The 25,741-nt window shown below is 65.5% G+C and carries 23 protein-coding genes and 1 riboswitch; of the genes, 13 read left to right on the top strand and 10 right to left on the bottom strand.

The annotated features are described in order from the left end of the window. Positions 1-370: 370 nt before the first annotated feature. Positions 371-2,554, bottom strand: coding sequence for a malate synthase G (locus tag ON44_RS13730; protein ID WP_040689911.1), 2,184 nt, complete (start codon positions 2,552-2,554; stop codon positions 371-373). A 156-nt stretch (positions 2,555-2,710) separates the two neighbouring features. Between ON44_RS13730 and ON44_RS13725 the strand changes: the two genes are divergently transcribed. From ON44_RS13725 to ON44_RS13710, 4 genes are read left to right on the top strand one after another with little or no spacing between them, the layout of a single operon-like run. Then, positions 2,711-3,460 (top strand): SDR family NAD(P)-dependent oxidoreductase, encoded by a 750-nt coding sequence (locus tag ON44_RS13725; protein WP_040689909.1) that lies wholly within the window; start codon positions 2,711-2,713, stop codon positions 3,458-3,460. Continuing rightward, entirely contained in the window at positions 3,457-4,506 is a 1,050-nt protein-coding gene (locus ON44_RS13720) for an alcohol dehydrogenase catalytic domain-containing protein (protein WP_040689907.1), read from the top strand. The genes ON44_RS13725 and ON44_RS13720 overlap by 4 nt, the downstream gene beginning before the upstream one ends. Then, entirely contained in the window at positions 4,503-5,186 is a 684-nt protein-coding gene (locus tag ON44_RS13715; protein ID WP_083897848.1) for a TetR/AcrR family transcriptional regulator, read from the top strand. Before ON44_RS13720 ends, ON44_RS13715 begins: the two co-directional genes overlap by 4 nt. Positions 5,187-5,188: 2 nt before the next feature. Beyond that, complete coding sequence (locus tag ON44_RS13710) at positions 5,189-6,478, top strand: acyl-CoA dehydrogenase family protein (RefSeq protein ID WP_040689903.1); 1,290 nt, start codon at positions 5,189-5,191, stop codon at positions 6,476-6,478. A 5-nt stretch (positions 6,479-6,483) separates the two neighbouring features. Here the strand turns inward: ON44_RS13710 and ON44_RS53405 are convergent, their stop codons facing one another. Beyond that, positions 6,484-6,960 carry a DUF4232 domain-containing protein gene (locus ON44_RS53405; RefSeq protein ID WP_373283157.1) on the bottom strand — a complete coding sequence of 159 codons (477 nt, stop codon included), beginning with the start codon at positions 6,958-6,960 and terminating at the stop codon, positions 6,484-6,486. A 351-nt stretch (positions 6,961-7,311) separates the two neighbouring features. Here ON44_RS53405 and ON44_RS13700 point away from each other — a divergent pair, with 351 nt between their 5' ends. Next, positions 7,312-7,542 (top strand): hypothetical protein, encoded by a 231-nt coding sequence (locus tag ON44_RS13700; protein ID WP_157187138.1) that lies wholly within the window; start codon positions 7,312-7,314, stop codon positions 7,540-7,542. Positions 7,543-7,545: 3 nt separating this feature from the next. Here ON44_RS13700 and ON44_RS13695 read toward each other — a convergent pair whose 3' ends face one another. Continuing rightward, positions 7,546-8,226: a winged helix-turn-helix transcriptional regulator gene (locus ON44_RS13695; RefSeq protein ID WP_040689978.1), complete on the bottom strand. Its 681-nt coding sequence runs from the start codon at positions 8,224-8,226 to the stop codon at positions 7,546-7,548. A 91-nt stretch (positions 8,227-8,317) separates the two neighbouring features. Between ON44_RS13695 and ON44_RS13690 the strand changes: the two genes are divergently transcribed. The 6 genes from ON44_RS13690 (at position 8,318) to ON44_RS13660 (ending at position 14,384) form a co-directional block, all read left to right on the top strand. Then, the gene (locus ON44_RS13690; protein WP_040689899.1) at positions 8,318-9,451 is read left to right on the top strand and encodes an acyl-CoA dehydrogenase family protein; all 1,134 of its coding nucleotides are present in this window, start codon (positions 8,318-8,320) and stop codon (positions 9,449-9,451) included. Between the two features lie 377 nt (positions 9,452-9,828). Continuing rightward, complete coding sequence (locus ON44_RS13685; RefSeq protein ID WP_040689898.1) at positions 9,829-10,728, top strand: cutinase family protein; 900 nt, start codon at positions 9,829-9,831, stop codon at positions 10,726-10,728. Positions 10,729-10,962: 234 nt separating this feature from the next. Beyond that, the gene (locus tag ON44_RS13675) at positions 10,963-11,508 is read left to right on the top strand and encodes an HNH endonuclease (protein ID WP_040689895.1); all 546 of its coding nucleotides are present in this window, start codon (positions 10,963-10,965) and stop codon (positions 11,506-11,508) included. 27 nt (positions 11,509-11,535) lie between these two features. Next, positions 11,536-11,805, top strand: a complete 270-nt coding sequence (locus ON44_RS13670) for a WhiB family transcriptional regulator (RefSeq protein WP_040689894.1) — start codon at positions 11,536-11,538, stop codon at positions 11,803-11,805. Between the two features lie 144 nt (positions 11,806-11,949). Continuing rightward, positions 11,950-13,554, top strand: coding sequence for a VWA domain-containing protein (locus ON44_RS13665; protein WP_040689891.1), 1,605 nt, complete (start codon positions 11,950-11,952; stop codon positions 13,552-13,554). Between the two features lie 149 nt (positions 13,555-13,703). Then, positions 13,704-14,384, top strand: coding sequence for a hypothetical protein (locus ON44_RS13660; RefSeq protein ID WP_157187137.1), 681 nt, complete (start codon positions 13,704-13,706; stop codon positions 14,382-14,384). Positions 14,385-14,540: 156 nt separating this feature from the next. Here ON44_RS13660 and gcvP read toward each other — a convergent pair whose 3' ends face one another. From gcvP to ON44_RS13625, 7 genes are all read right to left on the bottom strand, one after another. After that, positions 14,541-17,360, bottom strand: coding sequence for an aminomethyl-transferring glycine dehydrogenase (gene gcvP, locus ON44_RS13655; protein ID WP_051181972.1), 2,820 nt, complete (start codon positions 17,358-17,360; stop codon positions 14,541-14,543). A 189-nt stretch (positions 17,361-17,549) separates the two neighbouring features. Beyond that, positions 17,550-17,649: riboswitch (glycine riboswitch) on the bottom strand. Between the two features lie 130 nt (positions 17,650-17,779). Beyond that, complete coding sequence (locus ON44_RS13650) at positions 17,780-18,379, bottom strand: MerR family transcriptional regulator (protein ID WP_040689886.1); 600 nt, start codon at positions 18,377-18,379, stop codon at positions 17,780-17,782. 409 nt (positions 18,380-18,788) lie between these two features. Then, the gene (locus ON44_RS13645) at positions 18,789-19,262 is read right to left on the bottom strand and encodes a bifunctional nuclease family protein (RefSeq protein WP_040689884.1); all 474 of its coding nucleotides are present in this window, start codon (positions 19,260-19,262) and stop codon (positions 18,789-18,791) included. Between the two features lie 168 nt (positions 19,263-19,430). After that, positions 19,431-20,267 carry a transcriptional regulator FtsR gene (ftsR, locus tag ON44_RS13640; protein ID WP_040689881.1) on the bottom strand — a complete coding sequence of 279 codons (837 nt, stop codon included), beginning with the start codon at positions 20,265-20,267 and terminating at the stop codon, positions 19,431-19,433. A 73-nt stretch (positions 20,268-20,340) separates the two neighbouring features. After that, positions 20,341-20,826: a glycogen accumulation regulator GarA gene (garA, locus tag ON44_RS13635; protein WP_040689879.1), complete on the bottom strand. Its 486-nt coding sequence runs from the start codon at positions 20,824-20,826 to the stop codon at positions 20,341-20,343. 170 nt (positions 20,827-20,996) lie between these two features. Beyond that, a complete protein-coding gene (gene gcvH, locus ON44_RS13630; RefSeq protein WP_040689878.1) occupies positions 20,997-21,410 on the bottom strand; it encodes a glycine cleavage system protein GcvH in 414 nt (137 codons plus the stop codon). 62 nt (positions 21,411-21,472) lie between these two features. Next, positions 21,473-22,042: a CDP-alcohol phosphatidyltransferase family protein gene (locus ON44_RS13625; RefSeq protein ID WP_051181979.1), complete on the bottom strand. Its 570-nt coding sequence runs from the start codon at positions 22,040-22,042 to the stop codon at positions 21,473-21,475. 270 nt (positions 22,043-22,312) lie between these two features. Between ON44_RS13625 and ON44_RS13620 the strand changes: the two genes are divergently transcribed. Both ON44_RS13620 and ON44_RS13615 read left to right on the top strand, forming a co-directional pair. Beyond that, positions 22,313-24,007 carry a GMC oxidoreductase gene (locus tag ON44_RS13620; protein WP_040689876.1) on the top strand — a complete coding sequence of 565 codons (1,695 nt, stop codon included), beginning with the start codon at positions 22,313-22,315 and terminating at the stop codon, positions 24,005-24,007. Between the two features lie 323 nt (positions 24,008-24,330). Next, entirely contained in the window at positions 24,331-25,722 is a 1,392-nt protein-coding gene (locus ON44_RS13615) for a DUF2252 domain-containing protein (RefSeq protein WP_040689873.1), read from the top strand. The last annotated feature ends 19 nt before the right edge of the window (positions 25,723-25,741 follow it).

Raw genomic sequence — 25,741 nt, 5'->3', positions numbered from 1 at the left:
GTTCACCGTCTCTGGAAATATCTCCCGGCGAAGGAAGACCCCCGGCCTCGGCATCCCATCGAGGGGCCGGGACCGGGGGTCGTCGTACCAGACGTTCAGCTCGGCTGTTACAGCGGCGGGAAACCGGCCGAACCGGTGGCCATCCAGTTCCAGAACATCGCCGCGCGATTCACAACCAGGGCGAATACATCAAGGACAACGCTTCCCATACAACTTCCTCACATCCGACGATCTCGTGCAGCGCCCAGGGTAACGGATCGTTATGTAGGTCGAAACCAGTCATCCGCCCCGCCGACGGCCGTCATGTGGTATGCGAATCCCCTGCCCGGCAACCTCCCGGGCAGGGGATTCACGAGTTACTCGGAACGTCTCAGACGCAAGCCAGCGCCTTGGCCTCCCGGCGACGGCGGTGCAGGATCGGCTCGGTGTAGCCGTTCGGCTGCTTGGTGCCCTCCAGCACCAGTTCCTTCGCGGCCTGGAACGCGATGCTGCCCGCGAAGTCCGCCGCCATCGGCCGGTAGTTCGGATCGCCCGCATTCTGCTTGTCGACCACCGGCGCCATCCGCTCCAGGCTGGCCACCACCTCATCGGCGGTGACCACACCGTGGCGCAGCCAGTTCGCCATCAGCTGGCTCGAAATGCGCAGGGTCGCACGGTCTTCCATGAGACCGATATCCCGGATGTCGGGCACCTTGGAGCAGCCGACGCCCTGGTCGATCCAGCGCACCACATAGCCGAGAATGCCCTGGGAGTTGTTGTCCAGCTCCTGGCGCTTCTCCTCCTCGGTCCAGTTCGGATCGGCCGCGAGCGGGATCTCCAGGATCTGATCGACGGTGGCGCGGCGGCCGCCGGCGGCGATCTCCTGCTGCCGCTCGAACACGTCGACCTGGTGGTAGTGCGTCGCATGCAGGGTGGCCGCGGTCGGCGAGGGCACCCAGGCGGTGTTGGCGCCCGCGCGCGGGTGGCCGATCTTCTGCTCGAGCATGTCGTGCATCAGATCCGGCATGGCCCACATGCCCTTACCGATCTGCGCCTTACCGGGCAGTCCGGCGGCCAGACCGGCATCGACGTTCCAGTCCTCGTAGGACAGGATCCACTGCTGGGTCTTCATCTCGGCCTTGCGGACCATCGGCCCGGCCTCCATGGAGGTGTGGATCTCGTCGCCGGTGCGGTCCAGGAAGCCGGTGTTGATGAACACCACGCGCTCGGCAGCGGCCTGAATACAGGCCTTCAGGTTGACCGTAGTGCGGCGCTCCTCGTCCATGATGCCGACCTTGAGGGTGTTGCGGGTCAGGCCGAGGACGTCCTCGATCCGGCCGAACAGCTCGTTGGTGAACGCGACCTCGTCCGGGCCGTGCATCTTCGGCTTCACGATGTAGACCGAACCGGAGCGGCTGTTCTTCAGCTCGGTATCGCCGAGCAGGCTGTGCTTGGCGATCAGCGAGGTGATCAGGCCGTCCATGATGCCCTCTGGCACCTCATTGCCCTCGGCATCGATGATCGCGTCGGAGGTCATCAGGTGACCGACATTGCGCACGAACAGCAGTGAACGGCCGTGCAGCACCAGTTCGCCGCCGCCGACCGCGGTGTAGACGCGGTCCGGGTTCATGGTGCGGGTGAAGGTCTTATCACCCTTGGTCACCTTCTCCGCCAACTCGCCCTTCATCAGGCCGAGCCAGTTGTGGTAGCAGAGCACCTTGTCCTCGGCGTCCACCGCGGCGACCGAATCCTCGAAGTCCATGATCGTGGTGACCGCGGACTCCAGCACCACATCTTTGACACCCGCCGGATCGGTCTTGCCGATCGGCGAGGCGGCGTCGATCTGGATGTCGATGTGCAAACCGTTGTGCTTCAACAGGATCGAGGTCGGCGAGGCCGGATCGCCCAGGTAGCCGACCAGTTCCGCACCATCGGCGGCCAGCGTGGTGACCCCGTCGTCGCTCAGCGTGACCGCCAGCTTCCCGCCATCGATCGCGTAGTGCGTCGAGGACCGGTGCGAGCCGTTGGCCAGCGGGGCGGCAGTATCGAGGAACTTGCGCGCGAACTCGATCACGCGGCCGCCGCGGACCGGGTTGTAACCGGTGCCCTTCTCGCCGCCGTCGGCCTCGGAGATGGCGTCGGTGCCGTAGAGGGCGTCGTAGAGCGAACCCCAGCGCGCATTCGCGGCATTGATCGCGAAGCGAGCGTTCATCACCGGCACCACCAGCTGCGGGCCCGCGGTGGTGGCGATCTCGTCGTCCACATTCTGGGTGGCGATCTTGAAGTCGGCCGGTTCCGCGCGCAGGTAGCCGATATCGCCGAGGAAGCTCTTGTAGGCGGCCTTGTCGTAGTTCGCGCCGGGGTGCTCGGCGTGCCAGGCATCGAGCTTGCCCTGGATCTCGTCGCGTTCGGCCAGCAGGACGCGGTTGCGCGGAGCGAGGTCATTGATGACCTGCTCGGCTCCGGCCCAGAACGCGGCGGAATCTACGCCGGTTCCGGGGAGCGCCTCGTTCTCGATGAACTCGTGGAGAACGCTGGCCACCTGGAGCCCGCCGACCTGAATCCGCTCTGTCATCTACTGCCTCACTTTTGAGAAAGCCGGGTGGGAAAAATCGCAACCAATGTTACCCATCGGTAGTGATGTGACGGTGTGTCGGGGCCTTGATTGTATCGCTCGGCGGAATTAATGTACTGATTGGAACATTACCGGCAGCCGGAGCAATGGAGCGCAATGCCAGGACAGTCGTTAGCGGATAAGGTCGCGCTGGTCACGGGCGGTAGCCGCGGGCTCGGTCGGGAGATGGTGCTGGCCTTCGCCGCGGCCGGTGCGGATGTGGTGATCGCCAGTCGCAAACTCGACGGGTGCGTCGAGCTGGCCGATGAGGTGAAGAACACCCATGGTCGGCGCGCATTGCCGGTGGCCTGCAATGTCAGCCATTGGGCACAGTGCGATGCACTGGTCGAGGCGGCCTACGCGGAATTCGGCAAGGTCGACGTGCTGGTCAACAATGCCGGGATGTCGCTGCTGTATCCGAGCCTGGATCAGGTGAGCGAGGACATGTTCGACAAGGTGATCGCGGTCAATCTCAAGGGCCCGTTCCGCTTGTCGACCTTGATCGGTACCCGGATGGTCGCCGCCGGTGGCGGGTCGATCATCAATATCTCCTCGATCGAAGCCGAACGTCCGGAACCGCTCGCGGTGCCCTATGCGGCCGCCAAGGCGGGATTGGCCAATCTCACCGGCGGACTCGCGCAGAGTTTCGCACCGACGGTGCGGGTCAACACGATTCGATGCGGTCCGTTCGAGACGGATATTTCCAAGGCGTGGCCCGATGAGTTGCGCACCGAGCTGACTCGGCATATGGCACTCGGGCGGATCGGCCGCCCGGATGAGATCGTCGGCGCGGCACTGTACTTCGCGACGGACGCCTCGGCGTATTGCACCGGCGCAACTCTGGCACTGGATGGTGGTTGGCGATGAAGGCATTGACTTACCAAGGCCCGCAACAGATCTCGTACACCGAGGTCCCCGATCCGGTGCTGCCGGGCCGCGACGGCGCCATCGTTCGGGTGACCGCCGCCGGAATCTGCGGCAGTGATCTGCACATCTACGCCGGGCACGGCTTCACCGACGGCACCGGATACAGCATCGGCCACGAGGCGGTCGGCGAGATCGTCGAATTGGGTTCGGACATACAGGGATTCTCGGTCGGTGACCGGGTGCTGGTCTCCGCATCCGTCGGCTGTAACCGCTGCGCGAAGTGCAAGGCCGGCATCGTGGCAGCCTGTGAACGCCATCCGATGCCTGCCGACGCCTGCTATGGACTCGGCGGATCGCTCGCTGGTGCGCAGGCGGAATATCTCGCGGTCCCCCACGCCGAGGGGAATCTGGTACGGCTGCCCGATTCGGTCAGCGACGAGGCCGCGATCGTGCTCACCGACAACGCGCCGACTGCCTGGTACGGCGCGCGCCGCACCCGAATTGCGCCCGGTGAGACCGTAGTGGTGATCGGGCTGGGACCGGTCGGGCTGATGGCCGTGCAGTCGGCATTCGCGATGGGCGCGGCGCGGGTGCTCGGGGTGGATCTGGTGGCCGAGCGCCGCAAGCGCGCCGCCGAATTGGGCGCGGAGATAGTCGAATCCGACGAACCCAAGACCGTCATCCGCGAAATGCTCAGCGGTGGTGCGGATGTCGCGATCGAGGCGGTCGGCGTCGATGCGACCATCAAACTCGCCATCAGCGCCGTCGGACATCGTGGCCGGGTCGGGGTGGTCGGCGTCAGTCATAATCGCGCCTTCCCGTTCCATATGCAGTTGGCACAGGTCAAGGAGCTCGAATTCCATATCGGACTCTGCTCGATCCAATACGAGCTGCCCGCACTGCTGCGGCTCACCGCGGCCGGCCGAATCCGGCCCGAAGCCGTTGTCACACACCGATTCCCGATGTCGGACGGCGCGAACGCCTACCGCATGTTCGCCGACCGTGCCGACGGGGTTTCCAAAGTCGTCTTGGATCCGCGCCGATGACCGCAGCATCGCGCAACGATTCGATGAGGGGTGGTAGCCGGGCGACGGGTGGGCCAGAGTTGGCCTCGCCTCGTCGCCGCGGTCGTCCACCGGCCGCGGAGACCACGGCGGAGGCGACCAGGGCGCGCATCGTGGCAGCCGCGGTGGAACTGTTCGCGGAACAGGGTTTTCACGGAACCGGCGTCGCGGAAATCGGTGATCGAGCCGGGGTACAGCGGGGTGCGCTGTATTACCACATCGGTTCCAAGGAAGAGCTGCTCTGGCAGATCCTGCGCGATTACATCCAGCTCATGCTCACCGATGCCCAGCGGATCTCCCGCGGCATCGACGACCCGATCGTCAAGTTGCGCAAGCTGATCCACAGCCACGTCGGGCTGATCATCGAGCACCGCCGCGAGGTCGCCATCCAATTGCGCGACGTCACCGCACTGACCGGTGAGCGCGGCGAAGAACTACAGGAAATGCGTGACGAAATACAGGCCTGCTGGCAGCGCGTCATCGACGCGGGGCATGCGGCGGGCCTGCTGCGCACCGACGACCACGTGGTCACCAACAGTGTGCTCGGCATGCTGAACATGGTGACCTTCTGGTATCGCCCGCACGGCGGGCGCTCCCCCGACGAAATCGCCGACATAGTGGCGTCCACCATTCTCGACGGCATCACCGACACGAAAGGCTGACCATGGCTTGGGATTTCGAAACCGACCCGGAATACCAGCAGAAGTTGGACTGGGCGGCGGAGTTCGTCCGCACCGAGGTGGAGCCCCTCGATCTGCTCTACCCGAATCCCTACGACCGCACCGATACCGAGGCGATGGCGCTGATGCGGCCGCTGAAGGAGAAGGTGAAGGAACAGGGACTGTGGGCCTGCCATCTCGGACCGGAACTGGGCGGCCCCGGCTACGGGCAGCTAAAGCTCGGCCTGCTCAACGAGGTGCTCGGCACCTCGGTGTGGGCTCCGTCGGTATTCGGTTGCCAGGCACCGGATTCCGGTAACGCGGAAATACTCGCGCACTACGGCACCGAGGAACAGCAGGCGAAGTACCTGGAGCCGCTGCTGGCCGGTGAGATCGGTTCCTGCTATGTCATGACCGAACCGACCGGCGGCTCGGATCCGACGCTGTTCAAGACCCGCGCCGTGCGCGACGGCGACTCCTGGGTCATCAACGGCGAGAAGTGGTTCAACTCGAACGCGCAGTTCGCCAGCTTCCATATCGTCATGGTGGTCACGAATCCGGATGTCAGCCCGTACCAGGGCATGTCGATGTTCATCGTGCCCGCCGACACCCCCGGCCTGGAGATCGTCAAGAACTTCCACGTGCACGGTTTCAGCGAGCACGAGGGACATCTGCGCTTCACCGATGTCCGGGTGCCCGCCGACCACCTGCTCGGCCGTGAGGGTATGGGCTTCATCGTCGCGCAGACCCGCCTCGGCGGCGGTCGGGTGCACCACGCGATGCGCACAGTCGCGCTGGTGCGCAAGGCCTTCGACATGATGGCCGAACGCGCGGTCTCCCGGCCGATGCGCAAAGGGCCGCTCGCGGGTCTGCAGATGACCCAGGAACGCATCGCCGACAGCTGGATCGAGATGGAGCAGTTCCGCCTGCTCGTCCTGCGCACCGCCTGGCGCATCGATAAGGAGCAGGACTATCTGAAGGTGCGCAAGGACATTGCCGCTATCAAGGTGGCGATGCCGAAGGTGATGCACGATATTGCCCAGCGCGCACTGCATCTGCACGGCGCCATCGGCGTCAGCCAGGACCTCCCGTTCGTCGACATGATGAACTACGCCGAGGTCATGGCGATCGCCGACGGCCCCACCGAGGTCCACAAGATCACCCTCGCCAAGGAAGTCCTCAAGGATTACACCCCCGGCGACCCGGTGTACCCCAGCGGCTACCGCCCCGCCCTGCGCGAACAGGCCCGAGAACTGGTGGCCCGCCGCCTGGAACACATTGTCGGCAACCTCTGAAATCGCTAGTGGGCGGTCACCGGGTGAACGCTCAGCGTGCAAGTGTCGATGGTGGTGCTTACCGCGTGCGTGTCGGTGGTGTCCGGGGCGGTGACCAGAAGCTTCGTATACGTGGGGCACTGGTTGCCTTCCGCATCGACCGCGCCACCCTCGACCACGGCCTCGGCATTGTGGTCGTGGTCCAGGACGACGGTCGGTGGCGTATCGATATCGGCCGGGAGGCCGCCCAGATAGCCGCGCAATGTGCGTTCGGCGTGCAGGAGCGGCCCGCCGGGGCCGGTATCCACGCCCGGGTATCCGGTCAGCGTGCACGCACCGCTGGCTCCCACGACCGAGAAATGCACGCGCACACCGCGGTGGCCCGCGCCGGGCGACATCGGTTCCACGCCGACTATGAGCTGGCTGCCGACGCACGCCGGTATCGGCGGTAACGGCGAAGCCGGTTCGCCGGTTGCTCCAGTTGGTCGGTCTGTGGCTGCCACGCTCGGCCCCGGCACGCGGCTGCCGGCGCTGGTCGGCACCGCACTCGTGCCTGCGGCCGTACCGTGGCGGTCATCACCACCCGCGCAACCGGCCAGCGCGAGAACCACGCAGCAGCCAAGCGGCACTAGATATTTCACCGTCGATATCGACATCGGAACACATCCCTTGCGTATTCGATTCGAACTGGTGCCCCCACCGATTCGTTGCGGACGCCACTTCCGGAACTCCCCATGCGACCCGCGGTCCCCCGAGCGGACGAGCCTGTCGAGCTGTTTATCGGCCGCACCCGGCGAACGTTATCGGTGCACACCGAACAACCAGGTCTAACCTGGATGCCCGGAGGTAACCAAGTGATCGCATACGAGGTGCGGCGGGTGCACAGCTGCGAGTTCTGCGGCACCGACGACCAGGCCCTCGGCACCGACAGCTCCTTGGACCGGGCGAAGTCGATGGCCGAACGCGACGCGGGCCTCGCTCTCGAATGGGCATGGTTCATCGCCGACGGCGAGTGGCCGCTGAGCGCCGATCCCGGGGACGGCGTCTACCGCTACTACATCTACGCGCGGGAGACTACTGCGTAATGGTCACGAGGCGCGTACAACCGGATCCGCATATCCCGCAACGGGACTCAGTCGCAGTACCGACGGCATCCGCCGGGTAAGCGCAGTCGGCCCGGTGAATTCCACTCGGCCGGTTCGCATCGCGTGCGAGAGCGGAATGCGTCCCAGCCAAACCTGGTACAGCGATTCGACATCGGAGCTGATGGTGACGTCGACCGGATAGCCGGGATCGGCATCACACACCGAAGGCACACCCGATTCGATGACGATCCAATAGCGGCGGAAGTCGTCGGTGAACCGCACGCACAACACGTGACGCTTACCCGGAAACGTGGACGTATCCAGCCGGGAGTGCATCCACCACACCAGCAGCCCGGCATCCAGCTCCTCGGGCTGCGGTTCGCCGAAGGTCCAGCGTGCACCCCATTCGCCGAGGCCGAACAGGATCGGCTCCAATTCCCGGCCGGCGGCGGTGAGCAGGTATTCGCTGCCCACCTTGTCGATCAATCCGGCCCGCTCGAATTGGCGCAGCCGCTTGGCCAGCAGACTGCGCGAAAGCCCGGGCAGACCGCGCGCCAGATCGTTGAAACGAGTCGTGCCGATGAGCAGATCACGCAGGATCAGCAGCGACCAGCGCTCGCCGAGCACATCGAGTGCACGGGAGATCGGACAATACTGGCCGTAGCTTGCGGTCGTGCTGGTCATGGTCACCTCGCGAACCGGGGTCCATTTTCTGGACCGTGGGAGTCCACTTTCTGGACTATTCGGTTATCGCGGCCGTTCCTAACTTCGAAACATGACGACTATCGCCCATGACATCACCACCACCGACTGGATCGCCCTGGCACGCCAGGTAGGGGAAACCCTGCGCGCCGATGTGGCCGCCCGCGACCGCACCGGCGACATCTCCGTCGCCGCCTTCGACCTGCTGCGGGCCACCGGACTGTCCGCAGCACTCGTTCCCATCGAGTTCGGCGGCGGCGGTGTGTCGCACCGCGAGATGGGCGAGATCCTGCGCGAACTCGGCCGCCACGATCCGTCCACCGCGGTCGCGTTCGCCATGCACACCCATCTGGTCGCCGCGCAGGTCTGGCGGCATAACCACGGCATCGACGCCTCGGCGGTCTTCGGCAAGGTGGCGGCGGGCGCGATCCTGGTCAGCACCGGTGCTTCGGACTGGGTCGAATCCAACGGCCGGGCCGAGCGCGTCGACGGCGGCTTCCGGGTGAGCGCGCGCAAGGCGCCCGCCAGCGGCTGTGAGGTCGGCAATGTGGTGGTGACCAGTATCCGCCGCGGGGATGCGCCGGAGGGACCCCAGGTGCTGCACTTCGCGGTGCCATTGGACGCCCCCGGTATTCGCATCGAAAAGACCTGGGACACTATCGGTTTGCGGGCCAGCGGCTCCCATACCGTGGTCTTCGAGGACGTCTTCGTCCCCGATGCCGCGATCTCGCTGACCCGCCCCGCCGACGTGTGGCCCCCGGTGCTGAATGTGGTGATCGGCGCGGCCATGCCGCTGGTGATGGCGGCCTATCTCGGCATCGCCGACGCCGCGGTCGAATCGACCGCCGCACTTGTCGCCGACCGCGCCGAACCGCATACCTTCCAGCTCGCGGGCGAAATGATGAACGCCTACACCACCGCCGCGGATCTGATCGCCGCCATGTTCACCGATTCGGACAATCTGCACTTCGACAATACCGATGGCTATGGTGCCCGCACCCTCAGCCGCAAGACCGTGGCCGCCGACGCACTCGTCGATACCGTCCGACTGGCCATCGAAACCGTTGGCGGCGTGGGCTTTTCGCGCGGCTGCGAGCTGGAGATGTGGTACCGCGACATCCACGGCTGCCTGTTCCACCCGCTGCCACGGGCCAAGCAGACCCGGTTCACCGGTCGAGTTCTGTTGGGCCACACGCCGATCGGCTGATCCGACCTTCTCGAACGGCATATGTTCGAAGCCGGGACGCACGAGTGTCGACCGGGGTTCAATGGATGGGCACACGATGATGCACGGGAGGCAGTCATCGGTGTCCTGATAACCACCACAACCGTGGACGAGGCGGTGACTGCCCCTCGGACACGATGAAGGAGTCGCGCACCCCCTCGCCCGCGGCTCCTTCATCCCGCCGCGCCGGGCGAATCGTCGGCATTGCGCATTGTGTTGAAAATGTTCGGCGTTTGTCACGGGGTGTTCCCGCATAAACCCCTGGTCAGACCGTACGGTTGTCTCCGACGCGACGGCAGGCAGTCGCGTACGGCCCCCGGCCGCTTCGGACCTAGCAAACCGAGGTGTGGACCATGTTTATGCGCAAGATGATCGGTGCCATGGCGGGAACCGTCATGGTAGGTGCGGCGGGCGCCGTCGGCGGTGCCGGCGCGGCGACGGCAGCGCCGGATGGTTGCCCCGACCTGTATGTCGTGGCGGTACCCGGCACGTGGGAGACCTCCGATGCCAATCCCGGCGAGGGCATGCTCGCGAGCGTCACCGATAACCTGCCGCGAAATACCAGGACCGACTATGTGACCTACGCGGCGACCGCTTTCCCCTGGGAGACCGATGTTTACGGCCGGTCCAAGCGGCAGGCCATCGATAACGCCCGCGGCCTGGTCACGGCCATGACCCAGCAATGCGCCGAGACCAAGATCGCGCTGATCGGCTACAGCCAGGGCGCGGATGCGGCAGGCGACCTCGCCGCCGAAATCGGTACCGGACTGAGTCCCGTTCGGCCCGAACGCATCGCCGCGGTCGGGCTCATCTCGGATCCGCGCCGCTCCCCGACCGATGCACTCGTCGGTCCGCCGGTCAACGGCGCCGGTGCGGGCGGCCCGCGCATCGGCGGCTTCGGCTTCCTCACCCAGCAGACCCGCACCATCTGCGCCGTCGGCGACCTCTACTGCGCCGCACCGCCCACCGACTTCGCGACCCGCTTCGCCGGATTCCTGGCCCAGGCCTCCGATCCCGACCCGGCTCAGCTGTGGCGCTATCAGCAGGAGGCGTACGCCATCTTCAACGACCTGATGGCGACCGGGGTGGCCCCGCTCATCCAGAACCAGCTCGCCGATCCGGAAATGAACGAGCGCAAGCAGGAATTCGAGCGGTTCTACAACTCGTTCGTACACCAGAAATATCCGACCTACGTCGTGGATTCCAACGGCGCCACCGCCACCTCGTGGCTACGGCAGTGGCTGGTCGGCCTGGCCTGAAAAACCCTTCGCCAGCGGTGGGTGCGCTGTGCCACCATGGATTTCGATGACGATCACCCGGTTCCGCGGGTGCCAACGAGCATGAGGAAGGAGGCGGCGGCCGTGACCATTGTCGTATCGAGCTCGCATCGGTGTGACGCGTGCGTCGAGCAGGGACTGCGCCGCCTCCCGGCCGGTAACTGACCGAGCCTCGCCTTCCGAATCCGCTCGCTCTCTCGAAACATGGTGACTCCCATGACGTTGCACCGTGCCACCGATCCGGTGGTGTCTACTGTCGACAACTGGATACACACCCGGGTACTGGTATTGAACGCCAGCTACGAGGCGCTCACCGAGATCACCGCCGACCGGGCCGTGGTGCTGCTCATGGGCGGCGCCGCGGAGTCGATCGCGGATCGGGAGCCGCACTTCCCGATTCGGTCCAAGCACCTGGAGCTCGCGTTGCCGGAGACGATCCGGCTGCTGCGGTACGTGTATCTCGACCATGTGACGCGAGTACACGACGGCAGTCGCGCGACGCTGGCCGGTGTGCTGCGCCGCGACCACCACCGGTGCGGGTACTGCGCGTCCTGGGCGCGCACCGTCGACCATATCCGGCCCCGCAGCCGGGGTGGTCCGAACACCTGGGACAACCTGATCGCCGCGTGCGCGCCGTGCAACTCGAGCAAGGCCGACCGGACGCCGGAGGAGGCGGGCATGCGTTTGCTGTGGCAGCCGAAGGCACCCGACCACCTGGCCAAGCGGCAGCAGCGGATCTGGAAGCAACTGGCCGCCACCTGAGCCGAGAGAGAAAGGAGAAGGCTCGAAATGACCGTCGAATTGGAGACCAGCACGGTTGTCGATCTGACCGACCTGCTCCCGCTCTCGGATTCCCGAGAGTGGCATCGGGCGGCCTGCCGCGGTGATCCGAATCACGAGGCGTGGTTCCCGTACCCGTCGCAGGACTTCGAGTACGCGCGTGCGGTGTGCGCCGGTTGCCCGATCCGGGATGCCTGTGGCGAATTCGCCGCGCGGACTGGACAGTCCGGAGTTTGGGGCGGACACGAGTTCGACCGCGGACGGATGATCCGCCCCTGATCGGACGTTCACGCCACGCCGTGCCGGTGCGCCGCACCGGACACACCGGCACGGCAAATCTCGCGTGAACATACACTGAGGATCGTGGGCACACATCGCAGCGGAACCAGGTCCCGGGGCGTCAGCAAAGGTCCGGTTATCGCAGTGGTTTCCGTTTTGCTGCTCGTCGCGGCGGTCTTCGCATTTTTTCAACTCAGTGATCGCGCCGCGAACCGGGACAAGTCGGCAGCGGCGGAATGTAAGGAGGGGCCGTCGACGCTGTTCGTGACGGTCGATCCGGATATCGCCGATCCGGTGCGGGCCGCGGCGGAGCGCTACAACGCGACCAATCCGAAGGTGCGCGATCATTGCGCGAAAGTAGTGGTGACCGCCCAACCGTCGGCGGCGATCGTCGCCGGGTTCACCGCGGGCACGCCGTGGAACGGTGCGCTCGGTCCGCAGCCGGGGCTGTGGATCGCCGATTCGATGCGGTCCATCGAATCCATGCGGGTGCCCGGCCTGATCGAGGGCACACCCGCGCCGGTTGCGATGAGCCCGATCGTGGTCGCCGTTCCCGAGGATCTGCGGGGCGCGCTCGAGCAAGCCAAGATCACCTGGGCGGATTTGCCACGGCTGCAACAGGGTTCGCTGGATGAACTCGGATTGTCCGGGTGGGGTGGGCTGCGGATGGCACTGCCCGCCGGGGACTCGACCTTGGCGGTGGCAGCAGCGGTCGGCTCCGCGGTTTCGGGAACCGATCCGCTCACCGATCAGGTCGCGCAGTCCGGTCAGGTTGTCGCGGCGATCTCCGGACTCGCCGCGAAAGCGCCACAGGCGGCGGACACCACGGCCGCATTGGCCGCGATCGGTGGGACGAATTCGCCTATTCATGCGGTGGCGGCTACCGAGCAGCAACTGAAAGCTGTTGGTAGTACGTCGGAATTTCGGCCCGCGGGGACGGCACCGGTCGCCGATCATCCTGCTGCGCTGATGTCCGGGGCGTGGGTGGACAAGACCCAGAATCTGATCGCATCGCTGTTCACCGACTACTTGCGCGCACCCCAACAGTCCTCGGCATTCACCGCCGCCGGATTCGCCGCGGCACCGGCCATCGCCGCACCCGCCGCGCCGCGGACCGCACTGGACAAGGTGCGTGCCACACTCGCCAATCCTGTTCTCGGCGTGCAGGCTACGGTGCTGCTCGACGTCTCGTCCTCGATGGGCAACAACGACGGATCGGTCACCCGGCTCTCGAATGCACTCGGCGCGCTGCGCTCCACGATGAATGTGATGCCGCCGGACTTCGGACTCGGCGTGTGGACGTTCGGAAAGAACCTCGACGGGACAACGCCGTACAAGACCCAAACGCCCACCGCACCACTGAACAATCAGCAGCGCACCGCGTTGGATACGGCGCTGGAGGCGGTGAAACCCACCGAATCTCGCACCGACCAGGCGTATCCGTCACTGATCGCCGCATACCGCTCGGCTGTTCGCGGATATACCGCCGGGCTGACCAACTCCGTTCTGCTCATCACCGACGGCCCGGATGACGACTCGACCATTACCGGAGCCAAGTTACTGACCGAACTGACCTCGGCCGCCGATCCGGCCCATCCGGTTCGCATCGATGTGATCGTCATCGGGGGCAATGGCACCGAGACCCTCCAAACCGCCGCTCAGCGAACGGGAGGGACGTACACGCGGCTGCCGACCACGGATGACGTCAGCTTCGGGACCGCGGTGATGCATGCTCTGACGACGCCGTGAGGACTGGCCGATATCGGTTCGTTCAGGACCCGACATTCGAACCGGTGACCACGCAAGACAGCCTCCGCGCGGCCGATGCCGAGCCGGCCGGCGCAGTCCGACGGCCGATCGGGGCACAGCGGAGCACCTCGCAATGCAATGATGACCCGGTGACTTCCTGGCTTCCGCTTCTCAGCTCGCTCATCGTCGCCGCCGCGGCGCTAATCGGCGTCCTGATCAACAACCGGACGAATCGCAACGCGATCACCGCGGCCGACGAGCGCAACCGGACCACACTCGATGCCGCACAGCGCAATATCGAGACGACCAACGCCGCCGTGCAACGCAACATCGACAACGCCAACGCCGCCGCGGAACGCCGCGAACAGGATAAATGGCGACGTGAGTCGGTTCTCACCGCGATCTCCTCGGTACTGCTCTCCACCGCCGACGTCCGCCAAACCCTGTGGGACACCCTCGATTGGAAGGCCGAATCCGTCGAGGAGGTGGACAGTTTCGGCAAGGAGGTGCACCAGAGCATCTCCGCTTGCAACCGCTACATCACCCGACTCCGCGTCCTGTCGAACCCCAAGATCCCGCACCGGTGCGAAGATCTTCTCCGCACCCTCACCGCAGCCGAGAGCATCACCGTGCAACGCCTCAAGGTCGAACTCGATCAGGAAGCAACCATGGACGACGTCAACGCGATCCGCGCACTGTGGCACAAGGCAATTGCCAATACCGTCCAAGACGAACGCGCTGTGATCGATGCAACACGCTCGGAACTCGGAATCGAAGCCCTCAGCGAGCTCCCCGACCTCGAACCCGAAGCGGCTCCGGACCCGGCGTAATCCCGCGTGGGGCGGCTAATTGCGTTCGAAAAGGCGCGCCGGATCGCGCAGACCAGACAAACCCGCTGCCCCACAGCAAGATCACGCGACTGCCGCACCGTGAAGACGGCTACCGAGCCGCACCTGCAATGGGGTCGAGGTGCGGCTCGGTAGCCGTCAGTACGCGTCCAGCGGCGGGCAGGAGCAGACGAGGTTGCGGTCACCGTAGGCGCCGTCGATGCGCCGCACCGCGGGCCACACCTTGCCCCGCGCCGGATCCAGACCCTGCGGGTACACCGCTACCTCCCGGCTGTACGGGTGGTCCCACTCCCCGACCAGGCAGGCCGCGGTATGCGGCGCACCGCGCAGCGGGTTGTCCTCGACCGGCCAGACACCCGCGGCGACCTGATCGATCTCGCCCCGGATCGCTGTCATCGCGAGGATGAATTCGTCCAGCTCGGCGAGGTTTTCGCTTTCGGTCGGCTCGACCATCAAGGTGCCCGCCACCGGGAAGCTCATGGTCGGCGCGTGGAATCCGTAGTCCGCCAACCGCTTTGCCACATCGTCGACGGTCACGCCGGTCCGCTTGGTGATCTCGCGCAGATCCAGAATGCACTCGTGCGCAACCATCGAATTCTCACCGGTGTACAGCACCGGGAAGTGCTCGTTCAACCGTCGCGCGATGTAGTTGGCCGAGGCGATCGCGGTCAACGTGGCCTTACGCAGGCCATCCGCACCCATCATCCGGATATAAGCCCAGGTGATCGGCAGGATCGACGCCGAACCGTACTTCGCAGCCGACACCGCGTGCGAACCCTGCTCGAGCGGGTCACCGGGCAGATACGGCGCCAGATGCGAGCGCACTGCCACCGGGCCGACGCCGGGACCGCCGCCGCCGTGCGGAATGCAGAAGGTCTTGTGCAGGTTCAAATGGCTGACATCGCCGCCGAACCGGCCCGGACGGGCAAGGCCCACAAGGGCATTCAGATTCGCGCCGTCGACGTACACCTGACCACCCGCATCATGCACCAGCGCGCACAACTCGGCGACCTCGTGCTCGTACACGCCGTGCGTGGATGGATAGGTGATCATGATGCAGGCCAGCCGGTCGGCGTGGTCGGCGATCTTGGCGCGCAGGTCGTCGAGGTCCACATCGCCGTTCTCCCGGCACTTCACGACCTCGACGCGCAGCCCCACCATGGTGGCCGAGGCCGCATTGGTGCCGTGCGCACTGGACGGAATGAGGCACGTATCCCGGTGTGTATCACCACGATCCAGGTGATAGCGCCGAATGGCCAGCAACCCGGCGTACTCACCCTGACTGCCCGCATTCGGCTGCAGGCTCACCTGGTCGTACCCGGTGATGGCCGAGAGCCAGCCCTCCAGATCGGTGATCACCCGTAGTAGACCGGGCGCATCCTCGACCGGCGCGTACGGATGGACCCGCGCGAAACCGGGCCAGGTGATGGCCTCCATCTCGGCGGTGGCATTGAGCTTCATGGTGCAGGAGCCGAGCGGAATCATGCTGCGGTCCAACGCGATGTCCTTATCGGAGAGCCTACGCAGATAGCGCAGCATCGCGGTTTCGGTGTGGTAGCTGGTGAAGGCCGGATGGGCGAGGAATTCCGAGGTGCGGGTCTCGATCGAACCGCCGGTCACGCTCGGCACACCGCCCGGATCGCTGACGCCCGATGGCAGTCCGGTACTGAAGGATTCGAGCACCGCGGTGACATGCGCCTCGGTGGTGGCCTCGTCACACGCGATGCCGACGTGATCGGCATCCACCAGCCGCAGGTTGATCCCGCTCGACTTCGCCTTCGCGACAACGGATTCCGCGCCACCGGGCACGCGCACCAGCAGGGTGTCGAAGAAATTCGCGTGCACCACGACACCATCGAGCCCCGCCGCGATGGCGGCCGCGCGGTCATGAACGCGGCGGGCGATCGCCCGCAGTCCGTCGGCACCGTGATAACTCGCATACATCGCGGCCACAATGGCCAGCAGCACCTGTGCGGTACAGATATTCGAGGTCGCCTTCTCCCGGCGAATGTGCTGCTCACGGGTCTGTAGTGCGAGCCGGTACGCCTTGGTGCGATCCGCGTCCACGGATACGCCGACCAACCGGCCGGGCAGCTGCCGCGCATGTTTGGTGTGCACCGACAGATATCCGGCATGCGGACCACCGAAACCCATCGGCACCCCGAAACGCTGTGTGGTGCCGAAACATACGTCCGCACCCTGCTCCCCCGGCGGCGTAATCAATGTCAGCGCAAGCAGATCCGCGCCGACCGCCACCAATGCACCACGCTCGTGCGCCGCCTCGATCACCGACCGCCAGTCCACGATCCGCCCCGACGCACCCGGAACCTGAACCAGCACGCCGAAGAACTCGCCCTCGGGCAACTCCCCGCCGGACAGATCCGCCGAGACGATCTCGATGCCCAGCGGCTCGGCCCGGGTGGACAGCACGGTCTTGGTCTGCGGGAACAGATCGTCATCGATGAGCAGACGTGCGGACTTGGACTTGCCCGCGCGACGCAGCAGCGTCATCGCCTCGGCGGCGGCGGTGGCCTCATCCAGCATGGACGCATTGGCCACCTCCATCCCGGTCAAATCCGACACCATGGTCTGGAAATTGAGCAGCGCCTCGAGCCGCCCCTGGCTGATCTCCGGCTGGTACGGCGTGTAGGCGGTGTACCAGGCCGGATTCTCCAGCAGGCTGCGCACCAGCACCGGCGGGGTCAGCGTGTCGTAGTAGCCGAGCCCGATCATCGAGGTGGCGACGGTATTGGAGTGCGCGAGCTCGGCGAGTTCGGTGAGCACCTCGTGCTCGGTGGCCGCGGGCGGCAGCACCTCGAGGCCGGAGCCGTCGAGAATGCTCGCGGGCAGTGCCGCGGCGGCGAGCTCGTCCAGCGAGCCGACGCCGACGACGTCCAGAATCCGGGCGAGTTCGTCCCGGTCGGGTCCGATATGGCGGTCGGCGAATGATCGAGTCACGGGTAGCTCCAAGGTCGGGCGGGTTCGACCAACAGTGGTCGACGGGTACCAGCCCTCCCCCTCTGTCGTGGAGCCTGAGAGATTCGGACGCCGCGAGACCCTGCCTCGAACAGACAGGGTTCAGGACCCCTTTCCCCATGGGCGGGCGATCGCCGCGTTGTGCGCCAAACACCACTTTCCAGAGACGTCGAAGCCCGTACGGTCCTTTTGCCTGAGAGATTGACGGGGAGGTGCTGCTCCTTCGGCGCCCGGACTCTTGTGAAGTCCGGAACTCTCCCGCACGGCGGCGACGCAAGGTTAGTTTATGCCGCGCGCGCAATAAATGACGCCACCGGACCCCGGATGGGCGTGTAGCGCTCGTCACTCCGGTGCATACGACAAGTGCCCGCCGCGGCAGCGACGGGCACTCGACACGATCTCTAGCCGGTCTTCCGGTTCATCCGAGCCTTACGACGGAAGGACAGTTCGTCCTCCGGACGTTCGCTCGCACTGCCGCTCACCGCCCGCTCGGCCGGGAAGTTGGCGATGGCTCCGGTCAGTTCCCGCATGGCGCCGCTGACCGCGATTCCGAAGACGCCCTGCCCACCCTGCAGTAAATCGACTACCTCCTCGGGCGAGGTGCATTCATACACCGAGGTGCCGTCGGAGAACAGCGTGATACCCGCCAGATCCTGCACGCCGCGGCTACGCAGATGATCGACCGCGATGCGGATGTTCTGCAGCGAGATGCCCGCGTCCAATAGTCGCTTCACGATTTTCAGGACCAGAATGTCCTTGAACGAATACAGCCGTTGGCTGCCCGATCCCGCGGCGCCTCGGATGGAGGGCACGACCAGTCCGGTCCGCGCCCAATAGTCGAGCTGCCGATACGTGATCCCGGCCACCTGGCATGCGCTGGGTACGCGGTAGCCGACCAAATCGTCGGGCACCGAATCATCCGGGAACAGGCCTGGCTGTACCACATCCTGCGATTGCTCTGCCACTGACCACTCCCTTGCTTCGCCGACGCCTTGCCTCATCGATGACCCGGCTCCGTAACGACCAACGACCGGCCTTAACGGACGTGGCCCAACTATCGAGATTACTCCCCCTGATTCTCCCGGGAGCGGCATCATCCGACCAAACGCGACGCGCGGTAAGAGTCTCGACCTCTACTTGAGGGCCAGTACTTCAGGGCCAGTACGCAATTCGTGTTCTCCAGAAAACTCGACCGCGACGGAGCGAGTCTTACGAGCGACCCGTTCGCGGCCCATCTCGCGTCCGCGCCGAAGGCGCGGCCATCGACTCAGCCGAGTCGTCGAAGCGCATACGCCGCAGGCGCAAGTCTCGACGGCGCCGCTAGCTACTTGCTTGCAGGTCGCTCAAAAGGGTCAGCCGCGAGACACCAGGGGCCGCGAACACGCCGCGCCGGAGGCGGCGGCCGAGAACTCAGCTATCGGTGGCCTTGAAATCGTCCGGCGAGACCGACTCGAGGAACTCCTTGAACTTCTCCACCTCGTCCTCGCGCTCGTCCGGCATAACCAGCCCCGCCTCCTCGAGCACCGGCTCCTCGGCATAGATCGGGCAACCCACCCGCAAGGCGATCGCTACCGAATCCGACGGCCGCGCCGAGATCCGCAGATCGTTCTCGAAGACCAGATCCGCGTAGAAGGTGCCCTCCTGCAGATCCACGATTCGCACTTCCTTGAGGGTGTGCCCGAGGTCGGCGATCAAGATCTTGATCAGATCGTGAGTCAGCGGACGGATCGGGGTCACCCCCTCTTGTTCGAGCACGATCGCGGTCGCCTCGGCCTGCCCGATCCAGATCGGCAGATACCTGTCTCCGGACGCCTCGCGGAGCAACAGCACGGGCTGGTTCTGTGGCTGCTCGACACGAATGCCGATTACGCGCATCTCACTCATCGCACTGCCTCCCAATGACTCGCCGGCCGCCCGGCATGACCGCTGCAGAGCTCGCCGTACCACGAGTCTAAGCGAACCTCGAGGCGTGCAGCATTCCCTGTGCACAGCCGAAATCGGCGTGTTGTCCGTCTGGAACGCAAAGCGAACTTCCGATGTACCCGCCGGAACTCAGCCGCCGAGCGATGATCGCACCGATGCCTTCACCAGGCAGGTGTGCAGTGTCAGCGACAAAGCCGCCAACTCGCGCACCGTCTCCTCGGCACGAGCCCGCGCACCGGCATCGCGACTCTTGGCGATCGGGGCGACGATCTGCGCCACCAGCGCGGCCTCGCGGTCCGCGGCCAGCTTGAAGGCGCGCAAATGCCGTGCCTCCAGGCCGAATTCGGCCATCGCCTTGGCGGTTTTGGCCAGCGTCACCGCGTCCTCGTCGAAGAAACCGGCGGCGCCGGGGGTGATCAGATTCGCTCGGATCAGATCGACGAGGAATTTCTCATCGATCTCGGCCCTGGCAAGCAGATCCGCCCGGGTGAGCCGGATTTCATGATCGAATCGCAGCTCCTCGGGCGAGATTTCACCCGGCACGACGCCGAGTTTGCGCGGCGCCGCGGCACGTGCGCCGTGGTGCGCTGCGGGTGTTGCGGTGAGCTCGGAGTCGGGCGTAGCTTGCCCCGACTCCGGCGCACCGTTGCGGCCGGAGTGCGCCCGGGCGCGGGCTTCCCGCACACCGAGCGTCGCCACACCGCTGTCGATCGCTTCGAGCTGCTCCTTGATCACCTTCAAGGGCAGGTACTGATCACGTTGTGCGGTCAGCACGAATCTGAGCCGCTCGCAGTCCGCGATCGAGAACCTGCGATAACCCGACGGTGTGCGCTCGGGTCGGATCAGCCCCTCGGCCTCGAGGAAACGGATCTTCGAGATGGTGATATCCGGAAAGTCCGGTCGCAGCAGGTCGAGCACGGAGCCGATCGACATGCCTCCGCGAGCCCACTGCGCCGCGCCCGTCATAGCACCGAGTCTTTCATGACACAGCGTTCTTCCCTGTCAACACTGCCGACACGCGAAATCCGTGCCGCTGATGTCACAGGCTGCCCGCACCCGCCGACGAATCGCTTTGCTGGACCCGGGGCCCAGTGAGGAAGACGAGGCGGAACTTGCCGATCTGAACCTCGTCACCGTTCTGCAACTCCGAGGAGTCCACCGGCTCCCGGTTGACGTAGGTGCCGTTGAGGCTGCCCACATCGACCACCTGGAAGGAATCGTCGTCCTGCCGGAATTCGGCATGCCGACGGCTGACGGTGACGTCATCGAGAAAGATGTCACTGTCGGGATGGCGGCCCGCCGACGTGGTCGGCTGATCGAGCAGGAACCGCGAGCCCGCATTCGGGCCTCGCTTCACGACCAAGAGGGCAGCACCAACCGGCAGACCCTCGACCCCTTGGACCGGCTGTTCGCCGGTCGCCTCAGCGGAGCGCGACGCGTCGACCTCGTTCAGGAAATCCGCGCGGAAGACCGACGTCGTCTCGGCCGCGGTCTCCCCGTAACCCGGGTCTTTGTTCTCGCTCACCGTTTCTCTCCTCCTCGAACCTGATTATCCATGCAAGCAGGTGCTGCCTTCACCGCCACGACCTGGGGATCCTGGCGCTAGAACACCGGCTGCCAAGCACCGGCACATCTGTTGGCATTGACCGTACCCTGCCAGGGCGTACCCGTGCAGGTAGAACTGGGAAGGCTGGGTCAGCCCCCGATAACTCCTTGATAACCTGCGGCATCCAGTAGTTCACCGAGCGCGGCATCCACGCCGGCCTCGTCGCTCAATTCGAGCTCGAAGATCCACCCGTCGCCATAGGGATCGGTGTTCAGCGTTTCCGGCGCCGAGTCCAGAACATCGTTCACCGCAACAACTTTCGCGGCCAGCGGAGCGTAGATATCGGACACGCTCTTGGTCGATTCCACCTCGGCGATGCTGTCCGCGGCTGCCACATCTTTGTCGACCTCCGGCAACTGCACGAACACAACGTCACCGAGTTGAGACTGGGCGTAGTCGGTGATACCCACCCGAACCCGGGTCGGGCCGATCCGCCGCACCCATTCGTGCTCTTCGGTGTAGCGCAGATCCTCGGGGGTCTGGGTCACAGGCCGTCCTTTCATCGTGCTGACCTTTTCGAGCGACCTACAAGCAGTCGCCAGCGGGTTCCACGCAACTCTAATCGCTACTCACTGCGGTGTGGCACAGCCGGTATCGCTCGCGCGACGGCGAAAGCCTTCCAGATGTAGAGCACGCCGGTCCACACATACACCGCCGTGCCCCAGACCAGGAATGCCCCGCCAAAGGCACGACCGAAACCTGCCAGCGCCCAATCCATCTGACCGGCCAGCAACCACGGCAGCGCCGACATCAGCGCGAAGGTGGCGGCTTTACCCAGGTAGATGACCTCGGGTGGATCCAGTTCGCGGCGTTTGTACACCGAAAGAGTCAAGGCCAGGACGGCGTCGCGGCCGATCAGGATCACCGCGACCCACCAGGGCAGCAAGCCGCGGATCACGAATGCGGCCAGCGTGGTCACCAGGTACAGCCGGTCTACGAACGGATCGAGCAGTGCGCCGAGTCGCGACGACTGGTCGAGCAGCCGGGCCAGCTTGCCGTCCAGGAAGTCGGTGACGCCGCTGAGCACCAGCAGCGTGAAAGCCCAGCCGTCGGCGCGCACCACCAGCAGCAACCACAGGAAAAGTGGTACGCCGGCCAGTCGCAACACGCTCAGGACATTGGGGACGGTGAAGATGCGGTCGGCGAAGACGCCGCCCGCGGCTGGATCGTCCGCATTTCCCGGGTTGCCCGCGCCGGAGCCGGCGCGTTCGCCCGGTTCCGTTTGCCCCGATTCGGTTGTCACAGCCCGTGCATACCGCACCGACCCCGGTTCACGCCATCCGGGCACGCCGGTCGCGCATACTTTCGGTACCTACCCGCTGTGCGATACGCCGCACCGACCCGGGTGACAGAATGAGTGTGAAACCATCTCACAGGGTTGTCGCACGGTTCAGAGAGGGAAACCATGCCAGCATTCGACTACGACGTGGTAGTGATCGGCTCCGGATTCGGCGGCAGCGTCAGTGCGCTGCGCCTGACCGAGAAGGGCTACCGGGTCGGAGTGCTCGAGGCCGGACGGCGCTGGCCCGCCGAGGATATTCCGAAGACGAATTGGAATGTGCGCAAATCGATCTGGGCGCCGCGGCTCGGTTTGACCGGACCGCAGCGGATCAGTGTTCTCGGTAAATGCGCGGTCTTCTCCGGCGCGGGCGTCGGCGGTGGTTCGCTCATCTACGGCAACACCCTCTACGAGCCGCTGCCGAACTTCTACACCGATAAGCAGTGGGCCCATATCACCGACTGGAAGGCCGAACTGGCGCCGTACTACGACCAGGCGCAGCGCATGCTCGGCGTGGCCCCGAATCCGCGGATGACACCCGCCGACGAGGTGATCAAGGAGATCGCCGACGATCTGGGCGTCGGCCATACCTTCCACCCGACCAATGTGGGTGTCTTCTTCAACGAGGCCGATCCGGGTACCGAGGTCGAGGATCCGTACTTCGGCGGCGCGGGTCCGCGCCGCCGCGGCTGTGTGCATTGCGCGCAATGTTTCACCGGCTGCCCGAACAATGCCAAGAACACCACCACGACGAATTACCTGTATCTGGCCGAAAAGGCGGGTGCCGAGGTACATCCGCTGACCACCGCGACCGCGGTCCGGCCGCTGTCCGGCGGTGGGTATGCGGTCGAGACCGAGCGCTCTGATCGCTGGATCCGCAAGCAGCGCAAGACATTTACCGCCGAGCAGGTAGTATTCGCCGGTGCGGCGCTTGGTACGCAGAAGTTGCTGCACAAGATGCGCGACGAGGCGATACTGCCGGATCTGTCGCCGCGCCTCGGTGAGCTGACCCGCAGCAATTCCGAGGCGATCCTCAATGTCGTGAGCCGCTCGCGCCGCGATTTCGCCGAGGGCATCGCGATCACCTCCTCGATCCATCCGGAGGCAGATACCCACATCGAGGTCTGCCATTACGGCAAGGGGCAGAACGCGCTGTTCCCGATGTCGGTGCCGATCGTGGACGGCGGGGCGTTCCGATTCCTGCGCCTCCTGCTGGCAATCGTGTTGCATCCGTTGGTTTTCCTGCGCAGTCTCAATGCCCGCCATGCTTCGGAGAAGTCGGTAATCCTGCTGGTGATGCAGTCACTGGACAATTCGCTGACCTCCTACCGCAAGCGCGGGCAATTGAAGACCAAACAGGGCACCGGCGAACCGAATCCGACCTGGATTCCGCTGGCGCACGATATCGGCCGACGGTTCGGCGCCAAGGTGACCGGCGATACCCACGGCCTGATCATGGATGTGCTGAATATCCCGGCCACCGCGCATTACATCGGCGGCTGTGTGATCGGCGAGAGTCCGGAGGCCGGCGTGGTCGACCCGTATCAGCGGGTATTCGGGCATCCCGGGCTGCATGTCGCGGACGGTTCGGCGGTGACGGCGAACCTCGGTGTCAATCCGTCGCTGACGATCACCGCGCAGGCCGAGCGCGCAATGGCCTTCTGGCCCAATAAGAACGAGGCCGATCCGCGCCCCGAACTGGGTTCGGCATATCAGCGGATCTCCCCCGTCGCCCCGAACCATCCGATGGTGCCCGCATCCGCCCCCGGCGCACTGCGACTGCCGATCGCCCCCGTCGATCCCGCGGTGCCCGCTACCTGAGCAGCCTGGGTGCGTTAGGCACCCCGATACCCATCTCGCTCGATCACCACGAGCGAGTCTTGCGAGCGACGTTCGCGGCCCGTCTCGCGTCCACGCCGTCGAAGCGCATACGGCGCAGACACGAATCTCGGTGCGCGCATCAGGCGCCGACGACCCACCATCACCGACCCCAACGGAGCGAGTCTTACGAGCGACCCGTTCGCGGCCCGTCTCGCGTCCGAGCCGTCGAAGCGCATGCGCCGCAGGCGCGAGTCTCGACGGCTCGGACGCGAGACACAGGGGGCCGCGAACACGCAGCGCCGAAGGCGCTGCAAAATGACACAGTGTTGGACGGTGGTATTGATCTTCGCTCGTATGTTCCTGCCGAGGATGTCCGCGCCCGCGGGCGGGCGCTGCGTCAGCGGGTTCCGGTCAGTGCCCGGGATCGAGCGGTCACCTGGTCCAAGCGACCGGATGTGCTCGACTTCATCGCCGCGAGCAATGCCGGTCGGTTGCCGCATCTGGTTCCGATGCGGGTCGGTCGCATGCTCGCCTCGCCGTTCACCTTCTATCGTGGTGCCGCCGGTTTGATGGCCGCCGATCTCGCGGGCAGTCCGGATACCGGTGTGCCCGCGCAGATCTGCGGTGACGCGCACGCCGCGAATTTCGGTCTGTACGGGACGCCGCGCGGCGAAATCGTCATGGACATCAATGATTTCGACGAAACGATCGTCGGTCCGTGGGAGTGGGATCTGGAGCGGCTCGCGGCCAGTCTGGTGCTGGCGGGCCGCGAAGGCGGTGCGGCGGAAGACGATTGCCTGCGGGCCGCGCGGGATGCGGCCCGGACCTATCGCCTCGCCATCGATCATCTCGCCGAGCAGCCGTTCATGGAATCGTGGAGCGCACTACCGGACGAGTCGATCATCAGTAGGGCCAGGGCCGATGATCTGCTCGACGACTTCAAGAAGGCCGCGAAGAAGGCGCGCAAGAACACCAGCGCCAAGGTGGTCGAGAAGTGGACCGAACATCTCGAGGACCACGAGACCGGGATCAGCAAACACCGATTCGTCAGTGACCCACCCATTCTCACGGCGATCGACGCCACGGTCGCCGAGGAGATCATCGACGGGCTGGAGCGCTACGGCGATACCTTACGCGAGTCCCGGCGCAATCTGCTGGCCCGATTCGCGGTGTCCGACACCGCCTTCCGCATTGTCGGGACCGGAAGCGTCGGACTGCACAGCTATGTGGCGCTGCTGCACGGCAATGCCGGCGAGGCGCTGGTGCTGCAGCTGAAACAGGCCAATCCGTCGGCCCTGGCGCCGTTCCTGCCCGCGCCGCCGCCGGCGCACGAGGGTGAGCGAATCGTGCAGGGCGCCAGGCTGGTTCAGTCCGAAACCGATATCCTGCTCGGCTGGACCACACTGCGCTTGGAGACCGGCGAACTGCCGTTCACGGTGCGCCAGTTCCGCAATATGAAGGGCAGTATCGATCCGGCGGAACTGTCCTCGGACGATCTCGACGATTACGGCAGGCTGGCCGGTGCGCTACTGGCTCGCGCACATTCGCGTTCCCTCGATCCGCGCTTGCTCGCCGGGTATTTCGACGGTGATGAGGCGTTCGAGGATGCCGTCGCGCGCTTCGCGGTTCGCTATGCCGATCGGACCGAGGCCGACCACGCCGAATTGGTCGATGCGGTGCGGGCTGGAAAGATCGCTGCGGAACTATCGCAGTGACACGCCGCGTCTGGTCGTA

The sequence above is a fragment of the Nocardia vinacea NBRC 16497 genome (assembly GCF_000308835.1).
Taxonomy (GTDB): domain Bacteria; phylum Actinomycetota; class Actinomycetes; order Mycobacteriales; family Mycobacteriaceae; genus Nocardia; species Nocardia vinacea.
The sequence above is the reverse complement of the archived record's forward strand: the minus strand, read 5'-3'. Positions and strand labels throughout refer to the sequence as shown.

Coding starts and splice junctions, on each gene's coding strand:
- ON44_RS13730 (WP_040689911.1), bottom strand. CDS start 2,554: ATGACAGAGCGGATTCAGGTCGGCGGGCTCCAGGTGGCCAGCGTTCTC.
- ON44_RS13725 (WP_040689909.1), top strand. CDS start 2,711: ATGCCAGGACAGTCGTTAGCGGATAAGGTCGCGCTGGTCACGGGCGGT.
- ON44_RS13720 (WP_040689907.1), top strand. CDS start 3,457: ATGAAGGCATTGACTTACCAAGGCCCGCAACAGATCTCGTACACCGAG.
- ON44_RS13715 (WP_083897848.1), top strand. CDS start 4,503: ATGACCGCAGCATCGCGCAACGATTCGATGAGGGGTGGTAGCCGGGCG.
- ON44_RS13710 (WP_040689903.1), top strand. CDS start 5,189: ATGGCTTGGGATTTCGAAACCGACCCGGAATACCAGCAGAAGTTGGAC.
- ON44_RS13695 (WP_040689978.1), bottom strand. CDS start 8,226: ATGACCAGCACGACCGCAAGCTACGGCCAGTATTGTCCGATCTCCCGT.
- ON44_RS13690 (WP_040689899.1), top strand. CDS start 8,318: ATGACGACTATCGCCCATGACATCACCACCACCGACTGGATCGCCCTG.
- ON44_RS13685 (WP_040689898.1), top strand. CDS start 9,829: ATGCGCAAGATGATCGGTGCCATGGCGGGAACCGTCATGGTAGGTGCG.
- ON44_RS13675 (WP_040689895.1), top strand. CDS start 10,963: ATGACGTTGCACCGTGCCACCGATCCGGTGGTGTCTACTGTCGACAAC.
- ON44_RS13670 (WP_040689894.1), top strand. CDS start 11,536: ATGACCGTCGAATTGGAGACCAGCACGGTTGTCGATCTGACCGACCTG.
- ON44_RS13650 (WP_040689886.1), bottom strand. CDS start 18,379: ATGAGGCAAGGCGTCGGCGAAGCAAGGGAGTGGTCAGTGGCAGAGCAA.
- ON44_RS13645 (WP_040689884.1), bottom strand. CDS start 19,262: ATGAGTGAGATGCGCGTAATCGGCATTCGTGTCGAGCAGCCACAGAAC.
- ftsR (WP_040689881.1), bottom strand. CDS start 20,267: ATGACGGGCGCGGCGCAGTGGGCTCGCGGAGGCATGTCGATCGGCTCC.
- gcvH (WP_040689878.1), bottom strand. CDS start 21,410: ATGAAAGGACGGCCTGTGACCCAGACCCCCGAGGATCTGCGCTACACC.
- ON44_RS13620 (WP_040689876.1), top strand. CDS start 22,313: ATGCCAGCATTCGACTACGACGTGGTAGTGATCGGCTCCGGATTCGGC.